The sequence below is a fragment of the Rhodopseudomonas sp. genome (assembly GCF_013377015.1).
Classification (GTDB): Bacteria; Pseudomonadota; Alphaproteobacteria; order Rhizobiales; family Xanthobacteraceae; genus JARJEH01.
Genome location: NZ_JACABA010000001.1, coordinates 624331 through 649516, shown reverse-complemented (window position 1 = coordinate 649516; position 25186 = coordinate 624331). Strand labels below are relative to the sequence as shown.

Below are 25186 nucleotides of genomic sequence, written 5' to 3'. Positions count from 1 at the left end.
CAGATTTCAACCGGATGCGGCATGCTGTTCAGCCATGGCAGCTTGCCATGGTCGCGATGACAACCATTGTCATCAAGCCGGCGCGCGTCGTCATATTGCGGCGTTTCCGGCTCGCGGAGATGAAAATTCGATCAATCTGCAATAGTGGCAGCCGCGACCGTGGTCGGCCTCATGCCCGCTTGAGCACCTGCAGCGGATAGCCGATCAGTTTCGCGACCACATAGGCGAAGCTGATGCCCAACAGCGCCGCGACGGCGCGGGCGCCAAAGAACCAGATCACCTCATCCGGATCCGGATAGAGGCGATCCGCGAGATTGAGGCACCAGATCATCGCGACGACGCCGATGATCGCCACGATGAACAGCTGGAGGCGCTGAACCGCGGCCTCGATCAGGGCCATTCGCGCTTCGACGTGTTTGTCGGGGGGCGTCATTGCGTCCTCATTGCATCATCCGAAAGTTCAAGCGGCGCTACGTTCCGCACGCCGCAGCTTGTTGATAGCTGTAGTTCCCGATCGCCGCCGCAGAATTGACCCAGCACAAAAATTTCGACGAACCGCCGACCGCCGGTATGACCGGGATATTACGTTCCGTTGACGTAGCTCAAATACGTCCGACGGTAAATTTGGAATGATTGCCACCAAGGCTAATCGCCACGGCGGCGTGCGCTTGGGGGAGCTACGCAGATGCACACACCTTGGCAGGCCGCACAGTCGCTGAAAAGCGACGCGAAGGAGCTTCGTCCGCTGACCGGCAATGAAGCCATCGCGCGGGGCGCCTGGGAAGCCGGGGTCAGGGTTGCGGCGGCTTATCCGGGCACGCCGAGCACCGAAATTCTGGAAAATCTGGCCACTTATCCAGCCGAGGATATCCACGCCCAATGGTCGACCAACGAAAAGGTCGCACTCGACGTGGCGATGGGCGCTTCGTTCACCGGACAGCGCGCGCTGTGCGCGATGAAGCATGTCGGCCTCAACGTCGCCGCCGACGCCTTCATGTCGCTGGCCTATATCGGCGTCAACGGCGGTCTGGTGCTGGTGGTGTGCGACGATCCGGGCATTCACTCATCGCAGAACGAGCAGGACAGCCGCATCTACGGCATGCTCGCCACGGTGCCGGTGCTGGAGCCGAGCGACGCTCAGGAAGCGTACGATTTCACCAAATTGGCGTTCGAGATCTCGGAACAGTTCGACACCCCGGTGATCGTCCGCAGCACGACCAGGCTGTCGCATACCCGCAGCCCGGTCGCGGTCGGCCTGCGGGTCGATGTGCCGTCGCGCGGTTTCCTCGACAAGCCGTCGAAAAATGTGATGATCCCGGCGCACGCCCGTGCCCGCCACAATGTCGTACTGGAGCGCGAGGCGCGGCTGAAGGACTATCTGGGCGCGGCGCCGATCACCCGCTGGGAGCGTGGCGACGCCAGTTTCGGCATCGTTACCGCGGGCACCTGCTATCCTTACGTCCGCGAGGTGTTGCCGACCGCCAGCGTCTTGAAGCTCGGTGCGTCATGGCCGCTGTCGGGACAGTTGCTGCGCGAGTTCTGCGCCTCTGTCAACCGTGTGTTCGTGGTCGAGGAACTGGAGCCGGTGATCGAGAAGGAGATCGCTGCGCTCGGCTTCGCGGTCGAGGGCAAGAAGTTCTTCCCGCGCGCCGGCGAATTCTCGCCCGAAGTGCTGCGTGCCGGTTTCGTCCAGGCCGGGATTCTGCCCGCGCCGGTGACTCACAACAGCTGGACTCCCGACATGATGCCGCGGCCGCCGGTGCTGTGCGCCGGCTGCCCGCACACATCGAGCTTCATGGCGGTGCGCGCCTCCGGCGCCCGCGTCGCCGGCGACATCGGCTGCTACACCTTGGCCTGCCTCGATCCGCTGCGCGGCATCGACACCACGGTGGCGATGGGCTCGTCGATCGGCAACGCCATCGGCATGGCCAAGGCCGGCGAGACCAAACCGATCGTCGCCACGATCGGCGATTCCACCTTCCTCCATGCCGGCATTCCGGCGCTGATCGACGCGGTATATAATCAGGCCAATATCGCGGTGATGCTGCTCGACAACCATATCACCGCGATGACCGGCGGCCAGGAACATCCCGGGACCGGCAAGACCTTGCGCGGCGAGCCGGCGCCACAAATCAACTACGAGGCACTGATCCGCGCCTGCGGCGTGCAATGGGTCAAGACGGTGGATTCCTACGATCTCGCCGCCACCCATCAGGCGCTGCGCGAGGCGATCAACTACCGCGGCGTCGCGGTGCTGATCTCCAACCGGCCCTGCGTGCTCGATCCGGTCAAGATCAAGGGGCCAGCGCTGCAGGTGATCACCAGCCAGTGCACCGCCTGCCAGTCCTGCATGAATCTCGGCTGCCCGGCGCTGACCTGGAGCGACGAATGGTTCGAGGGCCGGCACCGCGTCAAGATCGATCCGGCGCTGTGCATCGGCTGCACGTTGTGCGCGCAGGTCTGCACCATCGACTGCATCAAAATTCCAGCGCCGGTGACGCCATGAACGAGTCCAGCATCGCCGATCTTTCCGGTAGCGAACCGGTCGCCTTCAATGCCGCGCTCGCCGAACCGTTCAACGTGTTGATCGTCGGCGTCGGCGGCCAGGGCGTGATCATGGTCTCCAAGGTGCTGGCGACGCTGGCGCAGGCCCACGGCTTCGAGGTCAAGCAGAGCGAAGTGCACGGCATGGCCAAGCGCGGAGGCACCGTGTTCAGCCACGTCCGCTATGGCGCGCGGGTGTGGTCGCCGACCATCGCCAAGGGCGAGGCCGACGTGCTGATCGCGCTGGAATGGGCCGAGGGGCTGCGCTGGCTGCCGTACCTCAAGCGCGAGACCGGCGTGTTCATCTGCGACACCAAGCGGATCGTGCCGCCATTCGCCTGCCTGAATCGCCGCCCCGGCGCGACGCTGCGCTATTCGGGCGAGACCGCCGAGCAGGTCGCCGCCTATGTGGCGGAGGGCTACGCGATCGACGCCACCCGGATGGCCGAGGAACTCGGCAATGAGCGCGCCGCCAATGTGGTGCTGCTCGGTGCGCTGTCGACCGCGCTGGAATTCCCGCTGCCGGAGTGGGAACGGGTCATCACCCAGTTCGTGCCGAAGAAGTCCGTCGCGGTGAACATGGCGGCGTTCGGGCTCGGTCGCAGCTGGATCGCGGAGGCGCGCACCGCCGCGCCCGCCGCGGAAGCCCCGGTGCGGCCGGCGCCGGTGCATACGCCCTACGCGCCGAGACTCGAGATCACCGCGGAGTGGTGCAAGAGCTGCGACATCTGCGTGAAGCTGTGTCCGGAACGCTGCCTGCGGCTCAACGCCGAGCGCGTCGTCGAGCTGTTCGCGCCGGAGAAATGCACCGGCTGCCGGCTGTGCGAATGGCTGTGCCCCGATTTCGCGATCCGGGTCCACCTCGACGCGGAAGCTGTGCCGGAGGGGATCACGCCATGAATGTCGTCGACACCAGGCGCGCCAAGCCCGCCGCCAAGCTGCTGTCGGGCAACGCCGCCTGCGCCGCCGGCGCGATCGCCGCCGGCTGCAAGTTCTTCGCCGGCTATCCGATCACGCCATCGTCGGAAATCGCCGAGCGCCTCGCAACCTTGCTGCCGCGCAACAACGGCGTGTTCGTGCAAATGGAAGACGAGATCGCCGCGATGGCCGCGGTGATCGGGGCGTCGATGGGCGGCGTCAAGGCGCTGACCGCCACCTCGGGGCCGGGCTTTTCGCTGAAGCAGGAGAATATCGGCTACGCCGCCGGCGCGGAAATTCCCTGCGTCATCGTCAATGTGATGCGCGGCGGGCCATCGACCGGGATGCCGACCCGGCCATCGCAGGCCGACATCATGCAGAGCCGCTACGGTAGTCACGGCGACTATCCGATCATCGTACTGGCGCCGGCCTCCGCCCGCGAGATCTATGACGAGACCATTCGCGCCTTCGATCTCGCCGAGATTTGCCGGTCGCCGGTGGTGCTGCTGTACGATCAGGTGATCGCGCAATCGTCCGAGACCGTGGCGCTCGGCGCTGCGCCGGCGGCACACGCCGAACGCAAGCGCGCCAGCGGTCCACGCGAAACCTACAAGCCGTTTGCGGTGGGCGCCGACGGCATTCCGGCGATGGCGCGTCCGGGCGACGGCTATCGTACCCACACCACCGGGCTGACCCATGGCGAGGACGGTTTTCCGACCCAGAATCCGGAAGCGGTCGATCGCAACCTGTCGCGGCTGTTCACCAAGCTCGATCATCATCGCGAGCTGATCGATTCCTGGGAGACCGTGCGCTGCGACGACGCCGACGTGGTGATCGTCGCGATCGGCATCAGCGCCCGCGCCGCCAAGCGCGCGGTCGAACTGTGCCGCGCCGAGGGCAAGCGCGTCGGCCTGTTCCGCCCCATTACGTTGTGGCCGTTTCCGGAAGCCGCGTTGCGCGAAGCGGTCAAGACCGCGCGCGCGGTGCTGGTGCCCGAGCTCAATCTCGGCCAGCTGCGGCACGAGGTCGAGCGCCTGCTCGGCCGCGACCGGGTCGAGGGCATCAACCTGATCAACGGCGAACCGATCGGGCCGGCGCAAATCGCCGCGCGCGCCAGCCAGCTTGCCTCGGAGGCCTGATGTTCACCGACGCCCCCAATTTCGACATCCGCAACTATCTCCGCATGGAGATGATGCCGCATTTCCTGTGTCCCGGCTGCGGCCACGGCATGGCGCTACGCGCGTTGCTGTGGGCGCTGCACGAACTCGACATCGACAAGGACAAGCTCGCGGTGGTCTCCGGCATTGGCTGCGCCGGCCGGCTGTCGGCCTATATCGACGCCAACACCTTCCACACCACCCACGGAAGGCCGCTGGCCTACGCCACCGGGCTGGCGCTGGCGCGGCCCGATCTCCACGTCGTGGTGATCTCGGGCGACGGCGATTGCCTGGCGATCGGTGGCAATCATCTGATCCACGCCTGCCGCCGCAACTTGAAGCTAACCTGCCTGATGCTCAACAACGAGATCTACGGCATGACCGGCGGCCAGGTCTCGCCGACCACCTCGGAGACGCGGCTGACGACGACCACGCCGCTCGGCAATACCGAGCCGAATTTCGACGCCTGCGCGCTGGCGACCGCCGCCGGCGCCGGCTTCGTCGGCCGTGAAGTGACGCGGCATGTGCCGAAGCTGAAAGAACTGATCAAAGCCGGGTTGCAGCATCCCGGCTTTGCCTTCGTCGAGGTGCTGTCGGACTGCACCGAGGTCTATGGCCGCAAGAACGACATGGGCTCGTCCGCAGAAATGGTGATGCGGCAGAAAAGCGAGATGCGCCCGAGCGTCTATCGCGACAGCGTCGATACGCCGTTCCGCTCCACCGATCTGCCGACCGGCATCCTGACCCGCAATGACCGCCCCGAATATGGCGCCTCGCTGCGGCGCGCCGCGGCGCTGGCATCGAAGGGAGCGCACTGATGCCGAAATCGCGGATTGAATTGCGCTTCGGCGGCACCGGCGGGCAGGGCCTGCTGCTCAGCGCCAAGATGCTGGCGGATGCGCTGGCAGCAGAGGGCAAGCACGTCGCGCAATCGCAGACCTACGAGCCGACCTCACGCGGCGGCTTCTGCAACGCCGACCTGGTGATCGCCGGCGGCGAGGTCGATTACCCATTGCCGATTGCGTTCGACCATCTGGTGCTGCTCGACAAGATGGCGATCAAGCCGTCATGGCCGCGGCTGAAGCCCGGCGCGCTGGTGATCGCCGATACCCGGCTGTGCCCGGAACTGCCGGCCGGCGATGTCCGACTGCATCATCTGCCGCTCAGCCGCACCGCGCTGGAGCTCGGCAGCGAGCGCGTCACCAATATCGTCGCGCTCGGCGTGCTGGTCGAAATGACCGGCATCTGCAAACGCAAATCGATCGAGCAGGTGGTGCGCGCGGACGCGCCGCGCGGCTTCCTCGATCTCAACATGGACGCGCTCGCGGCGGGCTATGCGCTCGCCACGCCGGTTCCGGCAGCGGCGTCCTGACAAGGACCAGCACCATGAAAGCGCAGACTGCGATACGCGAAACATCCGTTGAGATGTTCGACCGCACCATCGAGACCATGCCGCGCGCGCAGCTCGCAGCATTGCAGCTCGACCGGCTGAAGAAGATCGTCGAGCGGGCCTATCGCGACGTTCCGCACTACCGCGCGAAATTCGACGCCGCCGGCGTCAAGCCGGGTGACCTGAAGGCGCTGCCCGATCTGGTGCGCTTCCCGTTCACCCAGAAGAACGATCTGCGCGACAACTACCCGTTCGGGATGTTCGCGGTGCCGCGCAATCAATTGCCGCGTATCCACGCTTCGTCCGGCACCACCGGCAAGCCGACCGTGGTCGGATACACCAGGAACGACCTCGACAATTGGTCCGACCTGATGGCGCGTTCGATGGTCAGCGCCGGCGCGCAGCCCGGCGATATTGTGCACAACGCCTATGGCTACGGCCTGTTCACCGGCGGGCTCGGCGCGCATTACGGCGCCGAACGGCTCGGCTGCACCGTGGTGCCGATGTCCGGTGGCGGCACTGAGCGACAGGTCAGCTTGATGTCGGATTTCGGCGCCCACATGCTGTGCTCCACGCCGTCCTATGCGCTCAACATCGCCGAGGTCGCCGAACAGATGGGCGTCGACCTGCGTCAGGCGCCGGTCCGGCTCGGCCTGTTCGGCGCCGAGCCGTGGAGCGACGCGATGCGCCACGATCTCGAGGCGCGGCTCGGCATCAAGGCGATCGACATCTACGGCCTGTCGGAAATCATGGGGCCGGGGGTGGCCTGCGAATGCCACGTCGCGCAGAACGGGCTGCACGGCTGGGAGGATCATTTCCTGTTCGAGACCATCGATCCGGAAACGCTGCAGCCGTTGCCGCTCGGGTCCATCGGCGAACTGCTCATCACCACGCTGACCAAGGAAGCGTTGCCGATGATCCGCTACCGCACCCGCGACATCACCAGCCTGAGCAGCGAGCCCTGCGCCTGCGGCCGCAGCCATGTCCGCATCATGCGCGTCACCGGCCGCGACGACGACATGCTGATCATCCGCGGCGTCAACGTCTATCCGTCGCAGGTCGAGGCCGTGCTGGTCGGTTTCCCCGGCATCGCGCCGCACTACCAGCTGGTGCTGACAAAGGACAAGGCGCTCGACGCCATGACCGTCGAGGTCGAAATGGCGCCCGGCACGCCGCTCGACGACACCGGCCGCGCCCGCAAGGCGGCCGAGGTCACCCACCACATCAAGTCGCTGATCGGCGTCACCTGCAAGGTGGTGGTCAAGTCGCCGGGCGAGGTTCCGCGCTCGCAGGGCAAGGCGGTGCGGGTCAAGGACCAGCGCAACGCCGGCTGAGTGTGTTGCAGTTCTGCCGCCGCGCCCGCTTAGTCCGGAACGCGGAAGGTGAGCTGTTGCCCAATCGCCGCTTGACACGACCGTCGTGCGTTTCCATTAATTAAACGATTGAGTAACTCCCGCGACTGTTCGCACGGCGCGGGATTTACTCATTCGTTGGCGGACGACGCATAAGCGTCGCCGCAAAAAGTGGTCCGAAACGGCCACGTGGGGAAGAAATGCTCGATTTTGTCCAGCAGGTGATCGGCGGGATCGCCTTGGGTTGCGTCTATGGCCTGATCGCGCTCGGTTTCGTGCTGATCTACAAGGCCACCGAAGTCGTGAATTTCGCCCAGGGCGAGATCATGATGCTCGGCGCCTTCCTGTCCTTCACCTTCATCGCCACGCTCGGGCTGAACTACTGGTTCGCCTTTCTGCTGTGCGTGATCAGCATGGCGATCCTCGGCGCCGTGATGGAGCGACTGGTGGTGCGGCCGATCCTCGGCTATCCGCAATTTTCCATCGTGATGGCGACGATCGGGCTCGGCCTGGTGATCCGCTCGCTGGTCGGCATCATCTGGGGCACCGACGATCTGCGGATCGAGACCCCATTCACCGGCGGCGTGGTCCGGGTCGGCTCGCTGGTGCTGGCGCAGGACAGCCTGTCGATCATCGTCGCCACCGGGCTGCTGTGCGTGATCCTTTACGCCTTTTTCCGCTTCACCCGGGTCGGCATCGCCATGCAGGCGACCTCGCAGAACATGCTGGCGGCCTACTACATGGGCATTCCGGTGAAGCGGATGTTCTCGCTGATCTGGAGCCTGAGCGCGATCGTGGCCTGCTGCGCCGGCATCCTGCTGGCGCCGATCACCTTCATCCACGCCAATCTCGGCTTTCTCGGCATCAAGGCGTTCCCGGCCGCGGTGCTCGGCGGCTTCGGCAGCATTCCGGGCGCGCTGGCAGGCGGCATCACCATCGGCATCGTCGAATCGCTGTCCGGCTTCTATCTGCCGGAGGGTTTCAAGGACGTCGCCGCCTATGTGGTGCTGCTCGCGGTGCTGCTGTGGCGGCCACAGGGCCTGTTCGGCAGCAACGCCCTGAAGAAAGTCTGAGCGATGAGCGCCCACGTCAAGACCAGCTATCAGCAGAGCGAGCAGCTCTTTCCCTCGCGCGCCGCGGCGTTCTGGTACGCCATTCTGACGGCGGTGATGATCGCTGCCCCCTTCGTGATCGAGCCGTATTATCTCAGCCAACTGGTGTTCGTGCTGATTTACGCCATCGTCGGCATCGCGATGAATATCCTCTCGGGCCAGGCCGGGCAGGTCTCGATCGGCCACGCCGCGTTCCTGGCGATCGGCGCCTATACGGCTGCGATCTCGGCGAAATACGGCATCCCGCTGCCGGTCTATCTGGTGCTGGCCGGCGCCTTCACCGGCCTGATCGGCTATCTGGTCGGGCTGCCAGCGCTGCGGCTGCACGGCATCTATCTTGCCATTGCCACGCTGGCCTTCGCCTTCATCGTCGAGGAAGTCATCACCCGCTGGGAGCACGTCACCAACGGCAATGAAGGGCTGATGCTGCCGCCGCCGGCCCTGTTCGGTCTCAAGCTCGGTCCCTATGGCTTCTTCTATCTCTGCCTCGGCGTCACCGTGCTGGTGATCCTGGCGGCGATCAACATCATCCGCTCGCCGACCGGCCGTGCCTTTTTGGCGATCCGCGACAGCGAGACCGCGGCGCGCAGCATGGGCATCGACACCGCCCGCTACAAGACCACGGCGTTCGCGATCTCCGCGGCGATTACCGGCACCGCCGGCGTGCTCTACGCCCACAAGCTGTCCTACATCAGCCCGGAAATGTTCAGCCTCTCGGTCTCGATCGATTTCGTGATGATCATCATCATCGGCGGTATGCTCAGCCTGCGCGGCGCGGTGTTCGGCGCGATCTTCATGATCATGGTCGATCCGATGCTGATCGTGGTGAAGGACAAGGTGCCGCAAATGACCGAGGCGGCGATGCAGGCGATCCATCTCGCCGAGCCGGTCGCGCGCACAATCCAGGCCGGCGTGGTCCGCGTGGTCGGCGCGCCCGGGCTGAAATCGCTGATCTTCGGCCTGATCATCATCCTGTTCATCATCTTCGAGCCGATGGGGCTCGACGGCCGCTGGTCGCGGGTGAAGGCCTATTTCCGCCAGTTCCCGTTGTACCGGCCGACCAGCGCGCGGGCGCAGCGGATGTTCCTCAAGTCGGAGCGCAACCGGTGACCGCGTATTTCGAGGTCAAGAATATCACCATCAAGTTCGGCGGCCTCACAGCGGTCGACAATGTCTCGTTCGACATCGCCGAGGGCGAAATCTTCACCATCATCGGCCCGAACGGCGCCGGCAAGACCACTTTGTTCAACCTGATCAGCCGGCTCTACACGCCGAACGCCGGGCACATCATTTTCCGCGGCGAGGATGTCACCAAGCTGTCGGCGCAGCAGATCGCCGGCCGCGGCATCGCCCGCACCTTCCAGAACATCGAACTGTTCGAGAGCGCCTCGACGCTGCAGAACCTGCTGGTCGGCCGCCACCGCCACTCCACCACCTCGACCTGGCAGGACATCCTGCGGCTGAAGAAGGTGCGCGACGAGGAAGTCGCGCATCGCCGCGCCGTCGAGGAGGTGATGGATGTGCTGCGGCTGCAGAAATATCGCGACACCCCGATCGGCGGCTTGCCTTACGGCGTCCGCAAGGTGGTCGAGGTGGCGCGCGCGCTGTGCGTCGGTCCCAGCCTGTTGCTGCTCGACGAGCCGTCGTCGGGCCTCAATGTCGAGGAGACCGACGCGATGGCGGAATGGATCCTCGAGATCAACAACCGGCTCGGCGTCACCGTGCTGATGGTCGAGCACGACATGAGCCTGGTCAGCCGGGTGTCGGACCGCGTGCTGGCGTTGAATTACGGACGCGCGATGGCGCTCGGCACCTCCGAGGAGGTGCAGAGCCATCCCGACGTCGTCGCCGCCTATCTGGGAGCATAGGACATGAGCGCCCAGCCGATCCTCCGCCTCGCCAATATCGAAAGCTGCTACGGACCGATCACCGCGATCCGCGGCATCAGCCTCGACCTGATGCAGGGCCAGATCGTCGCTGTGCTCGGCGCCAATGGCGCCGGCAAGACCAGCATCCTGAAAACCATTTCCGGCGTGCTCGATCCGCTGAAGGGCACCATCGAGTTCGAGGGCAGGAAGATCCAGTCGATGGAACCCGACAAGGTGGTGCGGCTCGGCATCAGCCACGTGCCCGAGGGGCGCGAGATGTTCCCGTTCCTCAGCGTCCGCGACAATCTGCGGATGGGCGCTTTTATCCGCAATGATCAAAAAGAGATCGCGGCCGACATCGAGAAGATGTTCAACTACTTTCCGGTGCTACGCGAACGTCAGGACCAGGTTGCCGGCCAGCTCTCCGGCGGCCAGCAGCAGATGCTGGCGATCAGCCGCGCGCTGATGAGCCGGCCGAAAGTGCTGCTGCTGGACGAGCCGTCGCTCGGGCTGTCGCCACTGCTGGTGAAGGAAATCTTCGCGATCATCCGCCGGCTCAATGCCGAGGAGGGGGTCTCGATCCTGCTGGTCGAGCAGAACGCCCGGATGGCGCTGGACACCGCGCATTACGGCTATGTGCTGGAAGTCGGCCGGGTGGTGATGCACGACACCTGCGCCAATCTCGTCAAATCGGATCAGGTGCGGGAGTTCTATCTCGGGCTGCATGGACAGGGTGATCATGGCAAGCGGCGCTAACATCGAGCCCGACGCCACGCTGTCGGGACGCATCGTCGCGGCGCTGCGCGCGCATGGCGCCGCCACGGTGGTGCGCTGGAAGCGCTACGGGCTGTGGCAGCCGGTCTCCGGCGACGAGATGGCGACGCGGATCGAGGCGATCGGCAACGGTCTTCGCGCGCGCGGCCTCGCCGCCGGCGACGTCGCCGCGGTGATCGGCGACAATTGCCATGAATGGGTGCTGGCAGATCTCGGCATCGTCGCCGCCGGCGGCGTCTCCGCCGGGCTCGACGCCCATAGCGACAGCGACGAGTTGGCGCGGACGCTGAACCAGTGCGGCGCGCGCTTTCTGTTCGTCGCCGGCGACGACCAGTTGCACAAGGCCCTGCAGGTCCGCGACCGCTGCCCGGCGCTTGCGACCATCGTGGTGATGCACCAGCAATGGGACGACGGCGCCGGCGAAGCCCATGTGATCGCGCTGCAGGCGCTGGAAACGCGGCCGGCCGCCGCGCCTGCGCCGCGCCCGGCGCCATTGGCCGATGCGCCGGCCGTCATCATCTACAGCGCCGGCGTCACCGGCCCGGCGCGCGGCGCCATTCTCACCCACAAGGCGGTCGGCCTGCAGGCGGCGCGCGCCGCCGCCGAACTCGGCCTCGGCCCCGACGACGAACGGCTGTCGCTGACGCCGATCCATTTCGTGCTGGAGCGTGTGGTCGGCATCTATGCCGCGCTGCTGTCCGGAACGGTGATCAATTTCTCCGAAAGCCCCGATACCGCGCTGGCCAATCTGGTCGAACTGAAGCCAACCGTGATCCAGGCCTCACCGCAGCTTTATGCGCGGTTGCGCTCCGGCATCCTGCTCAATCTCGCCGACACGACGCCGTTGCAACGCTGGGCCTGCCGCACCGCCTTCGCGCTAGCGCAATATGGCGATGACGCGCCGGTATGGCAGCGCGGGCTACGGGTGCTGTTCGATCGGCTGGTGCTGGCGCCGATCCGCCGCCGCATCGGCTTCGGCCGCGCCCGGCTGTGCCTGTCGAGCGGCGCGGTGGCGCATCCCGATGTGGTGGCGTGGTTCGCCGCGCTCGGCTGCGAGCTGGTCGACATCTACGGCCATGCCGAAACCGGCGGCGCGTCCCGGATTGCGACGTCGCAGCCGCGCGCGACGCCGGACGTCGTCGAGATCAAGCTCGGCGAGCACGGCGAGGTCTGGCTGCGCGGCGCGCCGCTGTTCACCGGCTACGCCGGCGAGGCGCCGGCGGCGCTGGCCGAAGGCTGGTGGCGCTCGGGCGATCTCGGCCGCCATGACGATCGCGGCCAGCTGCGCGTGGTGGGGCGTCTCGCCGACATCCTGCACAAGGATCAGGGCAGTCTGCTGCCGTTCGACAGCGAGCAGGCGCTGCGGTCGTCGCCCTATATCGCCGATGCGTTCCTGCATCTCGATGCCGGCGGACGGATCTGCGCCCGGGTCCTGCTCGACTCCGACAATACGGTGAAATTCGCCCAGGACCGCAGCGTGCCGTTCACGCATTTCCAGAGCCTGTGCAAGGCCGACGAAATCCGCGCTTTGGTCGAGCAGCTGATCGCCGAGGTCAATCGCGCCCGGCCCGCGGTCCGGATCGAATCCTTCAGCCTGATCGAACGCGCGCTGAAGCCCGGCGATGCCGAGGTCGCGCCGACCCTGACGCTGCGCCGCTATCTGCTGCGCGCCGGCGCCGGTGCGGCAGGCAGCGTTTCCGGCGAGCAACGCGAACTTCTCAAAACCTGAAAAACCAAAGGGAGAGCAAGATGAGATCAAGCTACCTGTCGATCGGTGCCATGGTCGCGTTGTGCGGCGTCGCCGCGACGCCCGCGTCTGCGCAATTCAAGACCCAGGGAATTACCGACACCGAGATCGTGATCGGCACCCATATGGACCTCTCCGGCCCGATCAAGTCGTGGGGCGTGCCCGCCACCAACGGCATGAAGCTGGCGGTCGAACAGGTCAACGCCTCCGGCGGCATCCATGGCCGCAAGCTGCGGCTGGTGTCGGAGGACGACGGCTACGATCCGAAGAAGGCGGTGCTGCAGACCCAGAAGCTGATCGAACTCGACAAGGTGTTCGCGATTGTCTCGGCGATGGGATCGGCGACCACGCTGGCGCCGCTGCCGCTGGTGCAATCCGCCGGGCTGCTGCATCTGTTCCCGATCACGGCCGCCGAATTCACCTTCAAGATGGATCCGGCCAAGCCGGAGGACCGGCTGAAGTTCAACATGTTCAGCCCGTATTACGACACGATGCGGCTCAGCATCAAATACGGCATCACCCAGAGCAAGGCGAAGAAGCCCTGCATCGTCTATCAGGACGACGAAATGGGCAAGAATTTCACCGACGCCTATACCGACCAGCTCAAGGCGATGAACGTTCCGGCGGCCACCATGGTGTCGTTCAAGCGCGGCGCCACCGACTTCAACTCGCAAGTCGCGCGGATGAAGGCCGACGGCTGCGATCTCGTGGCGCTCGGATCGGTGACGCGGGAATCGATCGGCATCGTCACGGTCGCCAAGAAGCTCGACTGGGCTCCGACCTTCGTGGTGTCGTCGCCGACCTTCGTGCCTGACTTCCCGGACCTCGGCAAGGAAGCCACCGAGGGCGTGATCGGCGTCGGCCAGACCGAGATTTTCTATGCCGATACCGCGACCGGCAAGGTGAAGGACTTCATCGAGGCCTATCGCAAGGCGTTCGGCATCGAAGCCAACCAGCAGGCCACCGCCGGCTATAATGGCGTCATGGTGTTCGCGCATTTCGCCGAGATCGCCGGCAAGAACCTGACCACCGAGTCGCTGATCGCGGCGCTGGAATCCGGCAAGACCTTCGACGACATTTTCGGTGGCGCGCCGGTGTCGTTCTCCAAGGACAATCATCTCGGCGTCTCCGCCGCGGTGATCGGCCAGATCAAGAACGGCCGCTGGGCGACGGTGGCGAAGAACCAGACCTACAAGGAATAACAACAAGATCACATTGGCGCTGCTACGCCCGACTCGCATGCCCGGCCTCGCGCCGGGCATTTTTTTGCGGGGTACTCGTCCTGTCGACGCGAGCGCACTTCACCCTCCCCTGGAGGGGGAAGGCCGGACGGCGAAGCCGTCCGAGGTGGGGTGGAGGAGTTGATTGTGCGGGACTTGCGACAACACGGCCGGGACGCAGGCGCCGGACATCGCAACGCATCGCGATGACACTTCACCCTACCCCGATCGCTGCGCGATCGACCCTCCCCCTCCAGGGGAGGGTGAAGGCACTACGTCGCCACTTAACGTGCGACGGTCGTCCTACAGCCCGAGCACCAGCTTGCTGATGATGTCACGCTGAATTTCCGAGGTGCCGCCGAAGATAGTGTAGGCGCGGCCGTTGAGGTGCTTGGGCATCACCGGCAGGATTTGATCGGCCACCGCCGGCTTGTGGTTGAGCGTGTGCAGCGGCCGCATCGGCTCGACCACCAGGCCGTCATGGCCGATCACATCGACGCCGAGCCTAGTCACCGCCTGGTGAATTTCGCTGACCCGCAGCTTCAGCAGCGACGACACCGCGCCGGGATTCTCTCCGTTCTGCATCGCCGACAGCACCCGCAATTCGGTCATCTCCAGCGCGTCGATGTCGATCTCGATCTCGGACAGCCGCAGCGCGATGTCGGGGTCCTCGACCGCGCGGCCGGTGATCTCGGAGCCGGCCAGCGTCGATACCGTGTTGAGCGCCGCGCGCAACCGCGCCGAGGCGATGCCGGCACCGCGCTCGAATTCCAGCAGATACTTGCCGTAGGTCCAGCCCTTGCCTTCCTCGCCGACCAGGTCGGTGACCGGGACGCGGACGTCGTCGAAGAACACCTGGTTGACCTCGTGGTCGCCACCGATCGTCAGGATCGGCCGGATGGTGATGCCGGGGCTCTTCATGTCGATCAGGATGAAGCTGATGCCGTCCTGCTGCCGCGGCTCGTCGCTAGTGCGCACCAGCGCGAACATCCGGTTGGCGTGATGCGCGTGGGTGGTCCAGATCTTGGTGCCGTTGACCACGTAATGGTCGCCGTCGCGCACCGCGCGGGTCTTCAGCGACGACAGGTCGGAGCCGGAGCCGGGCTCCGAATAGCCCTGGCACCAGTAATCCTCACCGGACAGAATCCGCGGCAGATAGTAGTTTTTCTGTTCCGGCGAACCGAAGCCGATGATCACCGGGCCGACCATCTTGACGCCCATCGGCGAGATCGACGGCACGCCCGCATGGGCGCATTCGGTTTCGAAGATCCAGCGCTGCGCCGGGCTCCAGCCGGGGCCGCCATATTGCTGCGGCCAGCCCGGCGCGGCCCAGCCTTTTTCGTGCAGCGCCTTCTGCCAGCCAGTGATGATATCCGGCTCGGAGAACACCGACGGATTCAGCGACTGCGCCCGCCGGATGTCGGCCGGGACATTGGCGGCGATGAAACCACGGACGTCCTGCTGGAAGGCGAGGTCGGCGTCGGCGAAACTCAGATCCATGTCGATGCCCCGCTGGATTAGTTGGACGGCCGGCCGCTGAGCGCGGCGTGGCGACGAAGATGATGATTGCTGCCGCCAAACAGCGTCTCGAACGCCAGCAGCCGCTTGAAATAGCCGCCGACGTCGAGCTCCTCGGTGACGCCCATCGCGCCGTGCAGCTGCACCGCCTGTTCGGCGACGAAGCGCGCGCCCTTGCCGATCTTGGCCTTGGCGCCCGACGCGGCGCGGCCGCGCTCGCGCGGCTCTGCATCGGCCTTCAGCGCGGCGCGCAGCGCCATCGACCGTGCCTCGTCGCAATGCACCGACATGTCGGTGAGCCGGTGCCGCACCACCTGGTTGGCAGCCAGCGGCTTGCCGAACTGCTTTCGCATTTTCGTGTAGGCCAGCGTGGTGTCGAGCAGAGTCTGCATCATGCCGACCGCTTCGGCGCCGAGCGCCGCCAGCGCCCGGTCGATCACAGCCTCGATCGCCGGCAAGGCGTCGCTGTCGTCGCCGAGCAGCGCATCGGCCGGCAGATGCACATTCTCCAGATCGAGGTTGCAGGCGTGGCCGCCGCCGAGCCGGGGATAGTCGGTCAGCGTCACGCCCGCCGTATCGGGCGGCAGCAGGAACAGACGTAGCGTGCCACCATCCGCGACGCGCGCGGAGACGATGATCTGTTGCGCGGCGCGGCCGTCGAGCACCGTGACCTTGCCGCCGTCCAGCACCCAGCCGTCCGCGACTTGCCGCGCGACGGTGTCGACCCGCGCCAGATCGAACCGCGCGGCGCGCTCGGAATGCGCGAATGCCAGATGGAGAGAGCCGTCGGCGACCTTTGGCAGGATGGCGGCCTTTTGCTCGGCGCGGCCATGTTGGGCGACCAGGCCAGCGCCGAGCACGACCGTCGCCAGATAGGGCTCCGACACCAGGCCGCGGCCGAACGCCTCCATCAGGATGCCTATCTCGATCGCGCCGCCGCCGATGCCGCCATGGGCCTCGTCGATCGGCAACGCCAGCCAGCCGAGCTCGGCGAATTGCCGCCAGATCGCCGCGCTGAAGCCGTGCGGCTCCTTGGCGTTCTGCTCGCGCAGCTTGGCGGTGTAGGTCTCGGTGATGAAGCGGTCGGCGCTTTCGCGCAGCAGTCGCTGTTCGTCGCTGGGGGTGAGATCCATGATTATGCCTTGACCTCGGCCTGTTTGCGCACCGACGGGTGCAGACCCGCCGGATCGACCACCATGCCGAACTCCTGCAGGTTATGCGCGTGGCAGAGCTGATGCAGCGCGAAGGCCTGATCGATCGCCGCCGGCTGCCCCATCACGTCGACCGAGCGGTTGACGGCTTCCTTGGTCAGCTTCAGCGCGAAGGCCGGCTTGGCGGCGATCTTCTGCGCCAGCGCCAGCGTGAACGCGGTCAGTTCGGCGGCCGGCACCACGTGGTTGACCATGCCGAGCCGGTGCGCCTCGTCGGCGCTCCAGCTATCGGCGGTGAACAGCAGCTCCTTGGCCTTGCGCGGCCCGAGCTCCCACGGATGCACGAACCATTCGACGCCGCAGACCCCCATCGTCACCACCGGATCGCAGAATTCGGCGTTGTCGCCGGCGACGATCAGGTCGCAGGCCCAGGCCAGCATCAGCCCGCCGGCGATGCATTTGCCGTGCACCTCGGCGATCATCGGCTTGGCGAGATTGCGCCAGCGCCTTGTGATCTGCAGATAGATTTCCTGTTCGCGGGCGAAGCGGCCGTGCGCGTTCGGCTCGCGAAAGCCGCCCCAGCTCCCGATCGGCGCGAAGTCGATGCCGGCCTGGTTCTTGGCGCCGGGTCGCAGGTCGTGACCGGCGGAAAAATGCGGCCCGTTGCCGGCCAGGATGATGACCTTGACGGCGTCGTCCTGCACCGCGGCGTCGAACGCGGCGTTGAGGTCGTAGGTCATCTGCAGGTTCTGCGCATTGCGCGCCGCTGGGCGATTCATCACCACGCGCGCGACGCGCGGGTCCGGACGTTCGACCACGATGGTCTCATAGGTGCTCATGCATCCTCCCGTTTCTTCTTGTTCGGCGGCCACCGCCACCGTTTGCTGTTACGCATAGTCTGGCAGGTCGGCGCCGCGACCGCAAACGTCATCTGTGGGGGACACGGCGGACGATATTCCGTGCCGCGGATTCCACCGCGATTTGCGCCGGATCAATTGTTCCGCAGCCAGAACACGCAATCTGGCTGCGCCGGCGCCGATCCCGCGGCCAGATTTGATTTTCTGGTCGGCTTGATCCGTGCGATACGACCGCGGGCCAATCCGCCGCACCGAAGGACACCGATGCCGCCACACCGGATCGCCATTTCTCGCTGGACACTGCGGACGGCCGCGCTGATCGCGTTGGCTGTCGGCAGTTGGGCGGACGCGGGTTTCGCCGCCACCGACACCGCGCTGCTGCCGCGCAACCTGTCGCCCTGGGGCATGTTCGTCAACGCCGATGTGGTGGTGAAGGCGGTGATGGTCGGGCTGGCGCTGGCGTCGCTGGCAACCTGGACGGTGTGGCTGTCGAAATCGATCGAACTGCGCCGCGCGACCGCGCTGGCGCGGCAACGCCTCGCGGGGCTCGAGAGCGACACCACGCTGGCGCAGCTCGAGCACGACAGCGCCGAAGGCCGCGACGCGGTGGCGCAGCTGATCCAGTCGGCAGCGCGCGAGGCCAGCCTGTCGGGCTGGAGCTTCGACAATGATTTCAAGGAACGGGTGGCGCTGCGGTTGGAGCGGGTCGAGGCTGCGATGTCGCGGAGGATCGCGCGCGGCACCGGCGTGCTGGCGACGATCGGCGCGGTGGCGCCGTTCGTCGGCCTGTTCGGCACGGTGTGGGGCATCATGAATGCGTTCATCGGCATCTCCGAGGCGCACACCACCAATCTGGCGGTCGTCGCGCCCGGCATCGCGGAGGCGCTACTCGCCACCGCGCTGGGACTGGTCGCGGCGATTCCCGCGGTGGTGATCTACAATCATCTGGTCCGCCAGATCGGCGCCTATCGGGCGCTGCTGGGCGATGCCTCGGCGCAGGTGCTGCTGCTGGTCAGCCGCGACCGCGGCCGCTCGGCGCGGCCGGCGTCGCGCGCCGCGGAGTAGATCATGGGCGTGCGACTCGGCCGACGGCAGATTTTCCCGGACGACGATCTCAGCGAGGCGCATGAGATCAACGTCACGCCGTTCATCGATGTGATGCTGGTGCTGCTGATCATCTTCATGGTGGCGGCGCCGCTCGCCACCGTCGATATCGGCGTTGATCTGCCGGCCAGCGCCGCCGAACCGCAGCCACGGCCGGATCGGCCGGTGTTCGTCACGGTGAAGCCGGATCTTTCGCTCGCGGTCGGCGAGGCGGCAATCGCACGCGATGCGCTCGGCGACGCGCTCGCGACCGCGACCAAGGGCAACAGGGACGAGCGGATCTTCCTGCGCGCCGACAAGGTGGTCAGCTACGGCGACCTGATGCAGGTGATGAACCTGTTGCGTAATGCCGGCTATCTGAAGATTGCTCTGGTTGGTCTCGACGGACGCAGCGAGCCGCAATGAACGCCTTCGCGCTACATCGTCCGACCGATCAAGCCGGGGTGACGCACTGGGCCGCGTCCGCCATCGTCATCGTGGCGGCGCATCTCGGGCTGATCGCGGCGGGGCTCGCCTGGTATCAGCAGACGCCGCCACCGGGCGTCGCGATTCCCGCGATTATGGTCGATCTGGCGCCGGCGGCCTCAGCGCCCGCCGCGCAACTGCTCGATGCCGCGCCCGGCCCGGAGATGCAGCAGGCGACCGCGGCCACTCCCGAGCCTGCGCCCCAGCACCAGCAGCCGGTCGAGCGGAAGATCGAACCGGTCCCGCCGCAGCCGAAGCCGGAAGTCGAATTGCCGCCGGAACGCAAGGCAGAGCCGGCGCCGGCGAAGCCTGAACCGGTCAAAAAAATCGAGCGGGATTCCCCGAAGCTGGTGACGCAGCCGAAGCCGCAGCCGCTGCATGTCGAAGCCAGCCACGCGTCGGCACAACCGCCGGCGCCGCGCACCAGCGCGCCGCCGAAAGCCGAGCGGCGCGCCGCGATGGCGTCGCTTGCGACGGCTGGCGTCGCGGCCGCGGCCGCGCTGCCGTCCTATCGCGACCAGCTCGCTGCGCATCTGCAACGCTTCAAGCAATATCCCTCCGGCGCCAAATCCGCCGGCGAGCAGGGCACGGCGATGCTGAGCTTCACCGTGGGTCGCAGTGGCCAGGTGCTCGGCAGCCGGCTCGCCGGCTCATCCGGACACCCGGCGCTCGACGCCGAAACCCTGGCGATGATCCGCCGCGCTCAGCCGCTGCCGTCGTTCCCGCCGGAGCTGACGCAATCATCGCTGAGCTTCACCGTGCCGGTGCGGTTCTCGCTGCGCTGATTGCGATGTCATGCCGGGGCGCGAGGCCACAGGCCGAGCGAACCCGGAATCTCGGTCTGGTGCTTGGGCAGGAATCCGGGTTCGTTCGCAGCTACGCTGCTCACGCCCTGGAATGACCAGTTACTCTACCCCTCGCCATGCGCGGCCTTCACCGCGGCGCGGTCGGTCTCGCCCTTGTCGGTCTTCGGCAACGAAGCGACGAACACCACGTGTTTCGGCTTCTTGTAACGCGCGATGTGTCCGGCGACGAAGTCGGCGATATCCTCGGCGGTAGCGGCGGCTCCCGCGCGCAGCACACAGATCGCCTTGATCGCTTCGCTCCATTGCGGGTCGGGCACTCCGATTACCGCGACCTCGGCGATCGCCGGATGCAGTCGGATCGCATTCTCGACCTCGGCCGGATAGACGTTCTCGCCGCCGGTCTTGATCAGCTCCTTCTCCGGAGCGCGGCCGGCGTACCAGAGATAGCCGTCGGCATCGAACTTCCCCATGTCGCCGGTGTGATGCCAGCCGTTGCGGAAGGTATGGGCGGTGGCGGCGTCGTTGTTCCAATAGCCCTTGAATACGGTGGGACCGCGCAGCGCGATCTCGCCGACCTCTCCGCTCGGCAGCGGCTTGTCGGCGGCGTCGAGCACCGCGATGTTGCGCCCGAACAGTGGTCGGCCGGCGGATTTCGGCCGGTCGCGATACGGCGACAGCGTCGCCAGGCCCGAGGTCTCGGATTGTCCGAAGGTCGCCCAGAACCGCGCATTCGGGCACATCGCCTCGAACCGTTCGATGGTCTCGGGCGTGTCGAGCCCGGTGACCGCGCGCAGGCTCGCCAATTCGCCGGGGCCGGCCTGATCCATGATGTTGGCCAGCATCGGCGCGAACACCGCCATCACCGTGATCTTCTCGGCGGCGATGTCGCGCGCGGCCTGCGCCGGGTCGAACTTCGCGGCGATCACGCTGGCGCCGCCGGCCTGCTGCGCGGTCAGCATCAGCCCGAGGCCGGTGACGTGAAACAGTGGCAACAGCCCGAGATTGACGTCGTGTTCAGTGAGGCCCCAGGCCTGCACCAGCGAACTTTGCGCGGCGAGCAGATTGGCTTGCGACAGCAGCGCGCCGCGCGGCTTGCCGCCGACCGCGGCGGTGTGGATGATGACGAAGCCATCGTCGGCGCTGACGTCATTTTCGGGCACTGCGCCATCGGCGTCGGCGAGTTCGGCAAACGGCGCGAACGGCGCGGCGCAGCCGCCGATGCCGAAATAGCGCCGCACGCTCGGCAGCGACGGCTGCAGCGCGGCGATGATGTCCTGATATTCCGGCCCGGCGACCGCCAGCACCGGTGCGCCGTCGCTGAGGACGTAGCCGATCTCCTCGGCATTGAGCCGGAAGTTGACCGGCAGCAGGATCGCGCCGATCAGCGCCACCGCGCCGATCAGGTCGATCATTTCCAGACAGTTTTGCGACAGGATGGCGACCCGGTCGCCCGGCTTGACGCCTTCGCGGGCCAGCCCCGCCGCGAGCCGCTCCACCCGTCGCAGATAGGCGAGGTGGCTGATCCGCTCGCCACCGAACACGATCGCGGTGCGGTCGGGGAACAGCGTCGCGTTGCGGCGATAGACGTCGGAAAATGCAAAATCCTTGAGAGCCATCGATCATCCCTGTTAGGCTGGGGCCGTCGTTTCGCGAGCGAAAGCCGGCCGGGTCGAGCTGGTATTCTTGGGCGACACGGCCAAACGCTGCGTTCGACAGCATTTTCCGCATCGCCATTCGATTGAATCGCGCGAAAAGGAACCTAGCTGATCCTGCCGAGTTGGACGCTTACATTTTTTTGGAGGCAGGCCATGGCACATGACGCCCGTTCAATGGAAGAGATCAAGCGGGACACCGAGCGTGCCCGGGCCGAACTGACCCAGACCGTGGATCAGCTGCGGACCACGGTCGGGCAAACCGCGGACGATCTGCGCGAGCGGATTTCGCCCAGCGCCATCAAGGCCGAAATGAGCGACTATTTCAAAACCCGGGGCGAGGCCCTGGTCGATCGCGTCACCCATGCCGCGCGCACCAATCCGGTGCAGGCGGTCGCGGTCGGCGCGACCCTCGCATACCCGTTGTTCAGGCTGCTGCGGGCGATCCCCGCGCCGGTGCTGATGGTCGGCGCCGGCCTGTATCTGGCCGGCTCGAAGTCCGGCCAGCAGGTGACGCAGAAGGCTTCCGATGCCGCGGTCGATTTCGCCGGCGAGGTCGAGCGTCGCGCCCGGGATTTCGGCGCCGACGCCACCGACACCGCGACGGCCGCCGCGCAATACGCCTCCGGCACGCTGCATGCGGCCGGCGACGCCGCGTCGTCGCGCGCCGCGCAATTCCGGCAGGCTGCGGCCTCGACCGCCGCCGAATGGAAGGACAAAGCCGACGAATTCGGCAAGACCGTCACCGACACCGTCAACTCCGGGGTCGACGATCTGCGCCGCCGCGCCACCGCGGCCGGCGAGGCTTTCGCCACCGAGGCCCACGACATTGCCGACAAGGGCGCCGGGCTGACCGATGCGGTGGCGGGTTCGATCCGCGACACAGCCGCTTCGGCGCGCGACAGCGCCACCGACGCCGCGGCCCGGCTTCGCAGCAGCATCGGTGAGGCCGCCGCCGCGAGCCGGGAATCCGCGGCGAAAGTTCGGGAGCGCGCCGCCGATCTCGGCGATCAGGCCGGCAAGACCTTGGTCGAAACCGTCGGCAACCATCCGTTGCTGGTGGCGGGCGTCGGACTGGTGCTTGGCGGTCTGCTCGCCAGCGCGATTCCGCATTTCCGGCACCACCGCGAACCGGCCGGTAGCGCTGGCAACGACCCGATCAACCGCGCAAAAGCAGCAGAAGGCGCGTCGCGGACAGCGCAGGATGCCGAGTCGGGCGAGCTGGGCGTGACCGGGAATGTAACAGACATCGGTCCGCGCGCCCGCAAGGTCGCGGAGGCCGCAGCGTCGTCATTCGAGACGCCGTCGCAGAACAAACACTGACAGTCATGGATGGAGACCGAGTGATGGCCGAGCAAGAGACCACGATCATCGACGCGCCCGATGTCGGCTCGAAATCCGCGTCGGGTGGTGGCGGCAAGACGAAACGGCAGCAGGTGCACGAGATGGCGGAGCAGGCGATGGCCGCGGGACGCGACCTGAAGGACAAGGTTGCCGACGTTGCCGAAGCCTCGGCCGAGTCGGTGAAGGCGCAGGCTGCGGAATTCGCCGAAGCGGCGAAGGAGTTCGCCTCGCAAGCCGGCGAGACACTGAAGGATCGTGCCAACAGCCAGAAGAATGCGGGCGCGGACTATGCCGTTCACCTGGCCGACGCGATCCGCCGCGCCGCGCGCGAGTTCGACGACGAACTGCCGATTGCCGCGGTCTATATGCGCAAGGCCGCGGCGCGCGTGGAGGAGGTCGCCGACACTGTTCAGCACGGCAATATCCAGGATCTGGTGGCCGGGGTGCAATCCTTCGCCAGGCGGCAGCCGACCGCGTTTCTCGGGCTCGCGGTGCTCGCCGGGTTCGGCGCGGTGCGCTTCCTGAAGAGTTCGGGCGACGTCGGTTCGTCGAGCGACAGTGCGGCCGAATCCCGCCGCGACACGGCGTCGAATTCGACGTCCAACGACGACAATCGGGGATATCGCGATGAGTTCACCAAGTAATCGCTCGATCCCCGAACTGATCAGCGATGCGTTCGGTCAGTTGGCAAATCTGGTCGGCAACGAATTCGAACTGGCACGCGCGGAAATGTCCGACAAAGCCAGTCAGGTCGGCCGCGCCGCGGCGCTGATCGGCGCCGGAGTCGCGATCTGCATCGCGGCGCTGGTGCTGATCCTGTTGGCGATCGCGGCCGCGCTGGTGGAAAACGGAATCGCGCCGTCGGTCGCCTATCTGATCACCGGCGCCGGCGCTGCAATGATTGCAGCGGTGCTGATCTGGATCGGAATCGGCAGATTATCCGGCGGGGCGCTCAGTCCCGCGGTGACGCTCGACCAATTGCAGCGCGACAAGGTCGCGGCCAAGGAGATGGTCCGATGACCGATCGTTCGTCAGTCGAGCAAAAGGCAGCTCACTTTGTTCATGACCTCGGCGACGCGCTGCGGCGCAATCCAGTGTCCACGGCGCTGATCGGGGCGGGGCTGCTGTGGTTGTTCACCGGCGGCAAGACCGTCGATCGCACCACAAGGCTGGCGCACGATGCCGGTCTCGATCGGCTGTCCGATGTGGCCACCGACGCGCTGTCGAAGGGGCGTTCGGCAGTCAGGCACGGGGTCGACGCGCTCGGCGAGCGGTTGTCGGAAGTAACCCATGAGGCCAGCGCGATCGCGGATTCCGCGAGCCGCGTGGTACGCGACAGCGGCGCGGCGGCGATCGATCGCGCCACGCGCTACGGCTCCGGTTTGGCGGAGCAGGCGGCGGATTTCGGTCGATCGGTTCCGAATGCCGGCGCCGATCTGGTCGCCGGCGCGCGCTCGCGCCTGAGCGAGTTGTTCAACGAACAGCCCTTGATGCTGGGCGCGGTGGGCGTGGTGATCGGCGCCGGGATCGCGGCGTCGCTGCCGCCGACCAAGGTCGAGGCGGAGATGTTCGCCGCGGCCGGCGACCGTCTCAAGACCGGGGCGACCGGCTTCGCGCTGGAGCAGGCTGCGCGCGTGGTGGCGGAGGCGACCTCGGCTGCCGAGCCCGATGAAGATGACCGGCTGGAGTGACAACGGCCGCCAGATTCGGGAAAGCGCCGAGCCGGCGTACGCCGCGGCGTCCGGTTGTTGCGGCGCACAGCGACGAATCGCCGGCGCAAAACCCGCGTTGACAGGTTGATGTCGGGCCGGCTCGGCCGCATCATGGCCCGACTTGATGTCGCGGAGAAACCGATGATCGCGCTCGCGCGTCTGGCTGCCGTGGTTTCACTCGTGGTCGCATCCGACGCGCGCGCCGTCGACCGCGGTCAGTTCGGCGATGTTCCCGACGACATCCGGGCCTGGTTCAAGAGCATGCGAAGCGCTGCCGGGGTGCCGTGCTGCGACGTCTCCGACGGCCATCGCACCAGTTATGATATCCGCGGCGGGGCCTACTGGGTGCCGATCGACGGCGTGTGGTGGGAGGTGCCGGCCAAGGCCGTGATCCGCAACGCCGGCAATCCGGTCGGCGGCGCGATCGTCTGGTACGTCAACCACCGCGGCAGCGTCGTCATCAGCTGCTTCGTTCCCGCGGATGAGGCGTGAGGG

At 66.5% G+C, this 25186-nt stretch carries 25 protein-coding genes; 20 read left to right on the top strand and 5 right to left on the bottom strand.

The window, feature by feature from the left end; translation table 11 throughout:
• Positions 1-169 precede the first annotated feature (169 nt).
• Positions 170-433: a hypothetical protein gene (locus HXX15_RS03165; protein ID WP_296512561.1), complete on the bottom strand. Its 264-nt coding sequence runs from the start codon at positions 431-433 to the stop codon at positions 170-172.
• A gap of 252 nt (positions 434-685) precedes the next feature.
• On the opposite strand from HXX15_RS03165, the gene iorA reads away from it, so the two are divergent.
• The 12 genes from iorA (at position 686) to HXX15_RS03105 (ending at position 14064) form a co-directional block, all read left to right on the top strand.
• The gene (gene iorA, locus HXX15_RS03160; RefSeq protein ID WP_296512559.1) at positions 686-2506 is read left to right on the top strand and encodes an indolepyruvate ferredoxin oxidoreductase subunit alpha; all 1821 of its coding nucleotides are present in this window, start codon (positions 686-688) and stop codon (positions 2504-2506) included.
• Positions 2503-3444: a 2-oxoacid:acceptor oxidoreductase family protein gene (locus HXX15_RS03155; protein WP_296512557.1), complete on the top strand. Its 942-nt coding sequence runs from the start codon at positions 2503-2505 to the stop codon at positions 3442-3444. The genes iorA and HXX15_RS03155 overlap by 4 nt, the downstream gene beginning before the upstream one ends.
• Entirely contained in the window at positions 3441-4601 is a 1161-nt protein-coding gene (locus tag HXX15_RS03150) for a 2-oxoacid:acceptor oxidoreductase subunit alpha (protein ID WP_296512555.1), read from the top strand. The genes HXX15_RS03155 and HXX15_RS03150 overlap by 4 nt, the downstream gene beginning before the upstream one ends.
• Positions 4601-5437, top strand: a complete 837-nt coding sequence (locus HXX15_RS03145; RefSeq protein WP_296512553.1) for a thiamine pyrophosphate-dependent enzyme — start codon at positions 4601-4603, stop codon at positions 5435-5437. Before HXX15_RS03150 ends, HXX15_RS03145 begins: the two co-directional genes overlap by 1 nt.
• Positions 5437-5991, top strand: coding sequence for a 2-oxoacid:acceptor oxidoreductase family protein (locus tag HXX15_RS03140; protein WP_296512551.1), 555 nt, complete (start codon positions 5437-5439; stop codon positions 5989-5991). Before HXX15_RS03145 ends, HXX15_RS03140 begins: the two co-directional genes overlap by 1 nt.
• A gap of 14 nt (positions 5992-6005) precedes the next feature.
• Positions 6006-7343 carry a phenylacetate--CoA ligase family protein gene (locus HXX15_RS03135; RefSeq protein ID WP_296512549.1) on the top strand — a complete coding sequence of 446 codons (1338 nt, stop codon included), beginning with the start codon at positions 6006-6008 and terminating at the stop codon, positions 7341-7343.
• Positions 7344-7561: 218 nt separating this feature from the next.
• Positions 7562-8434, top strand: a complete 873-nt coding sequence (locus HXX15_RS03130; RefSeq protein WP_296512547.1) for a branched-chain amino acid ABC transporter permease — start codon at positions 7562-7564, stop codon at positions 8432-8434.
• A gap of 3 nt (positions 8435-8437) precedes the next feature.
• Positions 8438-9583 (top strand): branched-chain amino acid ABC transporter permease, encoded by a 1146-nt coding sequence (locus tag HXX15_RS03125; protein ID WP_296512544.1) that lies wholly within the window; start codon positions 8438-8440, stop codon positions 9581-9583.
• Positions 9580-10341 carry an ABC transporter ATP-binding protein gene (locus HXX15_RS03120; protein ID WP_296512542.1) on the top strand — a complete coding sequence of 254 codons (762 nt, stop codon included), beginning with the start codon at positions 9580-9582 and terminating at the stop codon, positions 10339-10341. Before HXX15_RS03125 ends, HXX15_RS03120 begins: the two co-directional genes overlap by 4 nt.
• Positions 10342-10344: 3 nt before the next feature.
• Positions 10345-11097: an ABC transporter ATP-binding protein gene (locus HXX15_RS03115; protein ID WP_296512540.1), complete on the top strand. Its 753-nt coding sequence runs from the start codon at positions 10345-10347 to the stop codon at positions 11095-11097.
• Positions 11081-12844 (top strand): AMP-binding protein, encoded by a 1764-nt coding sequence (locus HXX15_RS03110; RefSeq protein WP_296512538.1) that lies wholly within the window; start codon positions 11081-11083, stop codon positions 12842-12844. Before HXX15_RS03115 ends, HXX15_RS03110 begins: the two co-directional genes overlap by 17 nt.
• A gap of 20 nt (positions 12845-12864) precedes the next feature.
• Positions 12865-14064 (top strand): ABC transporter substrate-binding protein, encoded by a 1200-nt coding sequence (locus HXX15_RS03105; protein ID WP_296512535.1) that lies wholly within the window; start codon positions 12865-12867, stop codon positions 14062-14064.
• 321 nt (positions 14065-14385) lie between these two features.
• On the opposite strand, the gene HXX15_RS03100 is transcribed toward HXX15_RS03105, so the two are convergent.
• From HXX15_RS03100 to HXX15_RS03090, 3 genes are read right to left on the bottom strand one after another with little or no spacing between them, the layout of a single operon-like run.
• Positions 14386-15582, bottom strand: coding sequence for an acyl-CoA dehydrogenase family protein (locus HXX15_RS03100; RefSeq protein WP_296512533.1), 1197 nt, complete (start codon positions 15580-15582; stop codon positions 14386-14388).
• 17 nt (positions 15583-15599) lie between these two features.
• On the bottom strand, positions 15600-16733 hold the full coding sequence (locus tag HXX15_RS03095) for an acyl-CoA dehydrogenase (RefSeq protein WP_296512531.1): 1134 nt from the start codon (positions 16731-16733) through the stop codon (positions 15600-15602).
• 2 nt (positions 16734-16735) lie between these two features.
• Positions 16736-17590 carry an enoyl-CoA hydratase gene (locus HXX15_RS03090; RefSeq protein WP_296512529.1) on the bottom strand — a complete coding sequence of 285 codons (855 nt, stop codon included), beginning with the start codon at positions 17588-17590 and terminating at the stop codon, positions 16736-16738.
• A 282-nt stretch (positions 17591-17872) separates the two neighbouring features.
• Between HXX15_RS03090 and exbB the strand changes: the two genes are divergently transcribed.
• Genes exbB through HXX15_RS03075 form a run of 3 tightly spaced genes read left to right on the top strand, consistent with a single transcriptional unit; the run spans position 17873 to position 19962 of the window.
• Positions 17873-18673: a tonB-system energizer ExbB gene (gene exbB / locus HXX15_RS03085; protein ID WP_296512527.1), complete on the top strand. Its 801-nt coding sequence runs from the start codon at positions 17873-17875 to the stop codon at positions 18671-18673.
• Between the two features lie 3 nt (positions 18674-18676).
• The gene (exbD, locus tag HXX15_RS03080; protein ID WP_296512525.1) at positions 18677-19117 is read left to right on the top strand and encodes a TonB system transport protein ExbD; all 441 of its coding nucleotides are present in this window, start codon (positions 18677-18679) and stop codon (positions 19115-19117) included.
• On the top strand, positions 19114-19962 hold the full coding sequence (locus HXX15_RS03075) for an energy transducer TonB (protein ID WP_296512523.1): 849 nt from the start codon (positions 19114-19116) through the stop codon (positions 19960-19962). The genes exbD and HXX15_RS03075 overlap by 4 nt, the downstream gene beginning before the upstream one ends.
• Before the next feature lie 125 nt (positions 19963-20087).
• Here the strand turns inward: HXX15_RS03075 and HXX15_RS03070 are convergent, their stop codons facing one another.
• Complete coding sequence (locus HXX15_RS03070) at positions 20088-21599, bottom strand: AMP-binding protein (protein ID WP_296512521.1); 1512 nt, start codon at positions 21597-21599, stop codon at positions 20088-20090.
• Positions 21600-21791: 192 nt separating this feature from the next.
• Between HXX15_RS03070 and HXX15_RS03065 the strand changes: the two genes are divergently transcribed.
• From HXX15_RS03065 to HXX15_RS03045, 5 genes are all read left to right on the top strand, one after another.
• The gene (locus HXX15_RS03065; protein ID WP_296512519.1) at positions 21792-22958 is read left to right on the top strand and encodes a hypothetical protein; all 1167 of its coding nucleotides are present in this window, start codon (positions 21792-21794) and stop codon (positions 22956-22958) included.
• 23 nt (positions 22959-22981) lie between these two features.
• Positions 22982-23623: a hypothetical protein gene (locus HXX15_RS03060; RefSeq protein ID WP_296512518.1), complete on the top strand. Its 642-nt coding sequence runs from the start codon at positions 22982-22984 to the stop codon at positions 23621-23623.
• Positions 23607-23999 carry a phage holin family protein gene (locus HXX15_RS03055; RefSeq protein WP_296512516.1) on the top strand — a complete coding sequence of 131 codons (393 nt, stop codon included), beginning with the start codon at positions 23607-23609 and terminating at the stop codon, positions 23997-23999. The genes HXX15_RS03060 and HXX15_RS03055 overlap by 17 nt, the downstream gene beginning before the upstream one ends.
• The gene (locus HXX15_RS03050; RefSeq protein WP_296512512.1) at positions 23996-24670 is read left to right on the top strand and encodes a hypothetical protein; all 675 of its coding nucleotides are present in this window, start codon (positions 23996-23998) and stop codon (positions 24668-24670) included. The genes HXX15_RS03055 and HXX15_RS03050 overlap by 4 nt, the downstream gene beginning before the upstream one ends.
• Positions 24671-24832: 162 nt before the next feature.
• Complete coding sequence (locus HXX15_RS03045; RefSeq protein ID WP_296514795.1) at positions 24833-25183, top strand: hypothetical protein; 351 nt, start codon at positions 24833-24835, stop codon at positions 25181-25183.
• Positions 25184-25186: the final 3 nt, after the last annotated feature.

Coding starts and splice junctions, on each gene's coding strand:
- HXX15_RS03155 (WP_296512557.1), top strand. CDS start 2,503: ATGAACGAGTCCAGCATCGCCGATCTTTCCGGTAGCGAACCGGTCGCC.
- HXX15_RS03130 (WP_296512547.1), top strand. CDS start 7,562: ATGCTCGATTTTGTCCAGCAGGTGATCGGCGGGATCGCCTTGGGTTGC.
- exbD (WP_296512525.1), top strand. CDS start 18,677: ATGGGCGTGCGACTCGGCCGACGGCAGATTTTCCCGGACGACGATCTC.
- HXX15_RS03060 (WP_296512518.1), top strand. CDS start 22,982: ATGGCCGAGCAAGAGACCACGATCATCGACGCGCCCGATGTCGGCTCG.
- HXX15_RS03165 (WP_296512561.1), bottom strand. CDS start 433: ATGACGCCCCCCGACAAACACGTCGAAGCGCGAATGGCCCTGATCGAG.
- exbB (WP_296512527.1), top strand. CDS start 17,873: ATGCCGCCACACCGGATCGCCATTTCTCGCTGGACACTGCGGACGGCC.
- HXX15_RS03100 (WP_296512533.1), bottom strand. CDS start 15,582: ATGGATCTGAGTTTCGCCGACGCCGACCTCGCCTTCCAGCAGGACGTC.
- HXX15_RS03150 (WP_296512555.1), top strand. CDS start 3,441: ATGAATGTCGTCGACACCAGGCGCGCCAAGCCCGCCGCCAAGCTGCTG.
- HXX15_RS03070 (WP_296512521.1), bottom strand. CDS start 21,599: ATGGCTCTCAAGGATTTTGCATTTTCCGACGTCTATCGCCGCAACGCG.
- HXX15_RS03075 (WP_296512523.1), top strand. CDS start 19,114: ATGAACGCCTTCGCGCTACATCGTCCGACCGATCAAGCCGGGGTGACG.
- HXX15_RS03145 (WP_296512553.1), top strand. CDS start 4,601: ATGTTCACCGACGCCCCCAATTTCGACATCCGCAACTATCTCCGCATG.
- HXX15_RS03110 (WP_296512538.1), top strand. CDS start 11,081: ATGGCAAGCGGCGCTAACATCGAGCCCGACGCCACGCTGTCGGGACGC.
- HXX15_RS03065 (WP_296512519.1), top strand. CDS start 21,792: ATGGCACATGACGCCCGTTCAATGGAAGAGATCAAGCGGGACACCGAG.
- HXX15_RS03135 (WP_296512549.1), top strand. CDS start 6,006: ATGAAAGCGCAGACTGCGATACGCGAAACATCCGTTGAGATGTTCGAC.
- HXX15_RS03050 (WP_296512512.1), top strand. CDS start 23,996: ATGACCGATCGTTCGTCAGTCGAGCAAAAGGCAGCTCACTTTGTTCAT.
- HXX15_RS03095 (WP_296512531.1), bottom strand. CDS start 16,733: ATGGATCTCACCCCCAGCGACGAACAGCGACTGCTGCGCGAAAGCGCC.
- HXX15_RS03125 (WP_296512544.1), top strand. CDS start 8,438: ATGAGCGCCCACGTCAAGACCAGCTATCAGCAGAGCGAGCAGCTCTTT.
- iorA (WP_296512559.1), top strand. CDS start 686: ATGCACACACCTTGGCAGGCCGCACAGTCGCTGAAAAGCGACGCGAAG.
- HXX15_RS03045 (WP_296514795.1), top strand. CDS start 24,833: ATGATCGCGCTCGCGCGTCTGGCTGCCGTGGTTTCACTCGTGGTCGCA.
- HXX15_RS03140 (WP_296512551.1), top strand. CDS start 5,437: ATGCCGAAATCGCGGATTGAATTGCGCTTCGGCGGCACCGGCGGGCAG.
- HXX15_RS03055 (WP_296512516.1), top strand. CDS start 23,607: ATGAGTTCACCAAGTAATCGCTCGATCCCCGAACTGATCAGCGATGCG.
- HXX15_RS03115 (WP_296512540.1), top strand. CDS start 10,345: ATGAGCGCCCAGCCGATCCTCCGCCTCGCCAATATCGAAAGCTGCTAC.
- HXX15_RS03090 (WP_296512529.1), bottom strand. CDS start 17,590: ATGAGCACCTATGAGACCATCGTGGTCGAACGTCCGGACCCGCGCGTC.
- HXX15_RS03105 (WP_296512535.1), top strand. CDS start 12,865: ATGAGATCAAGCTACCTGTCGATCGGTGCCATGGTCGCGTTGTGCGGC.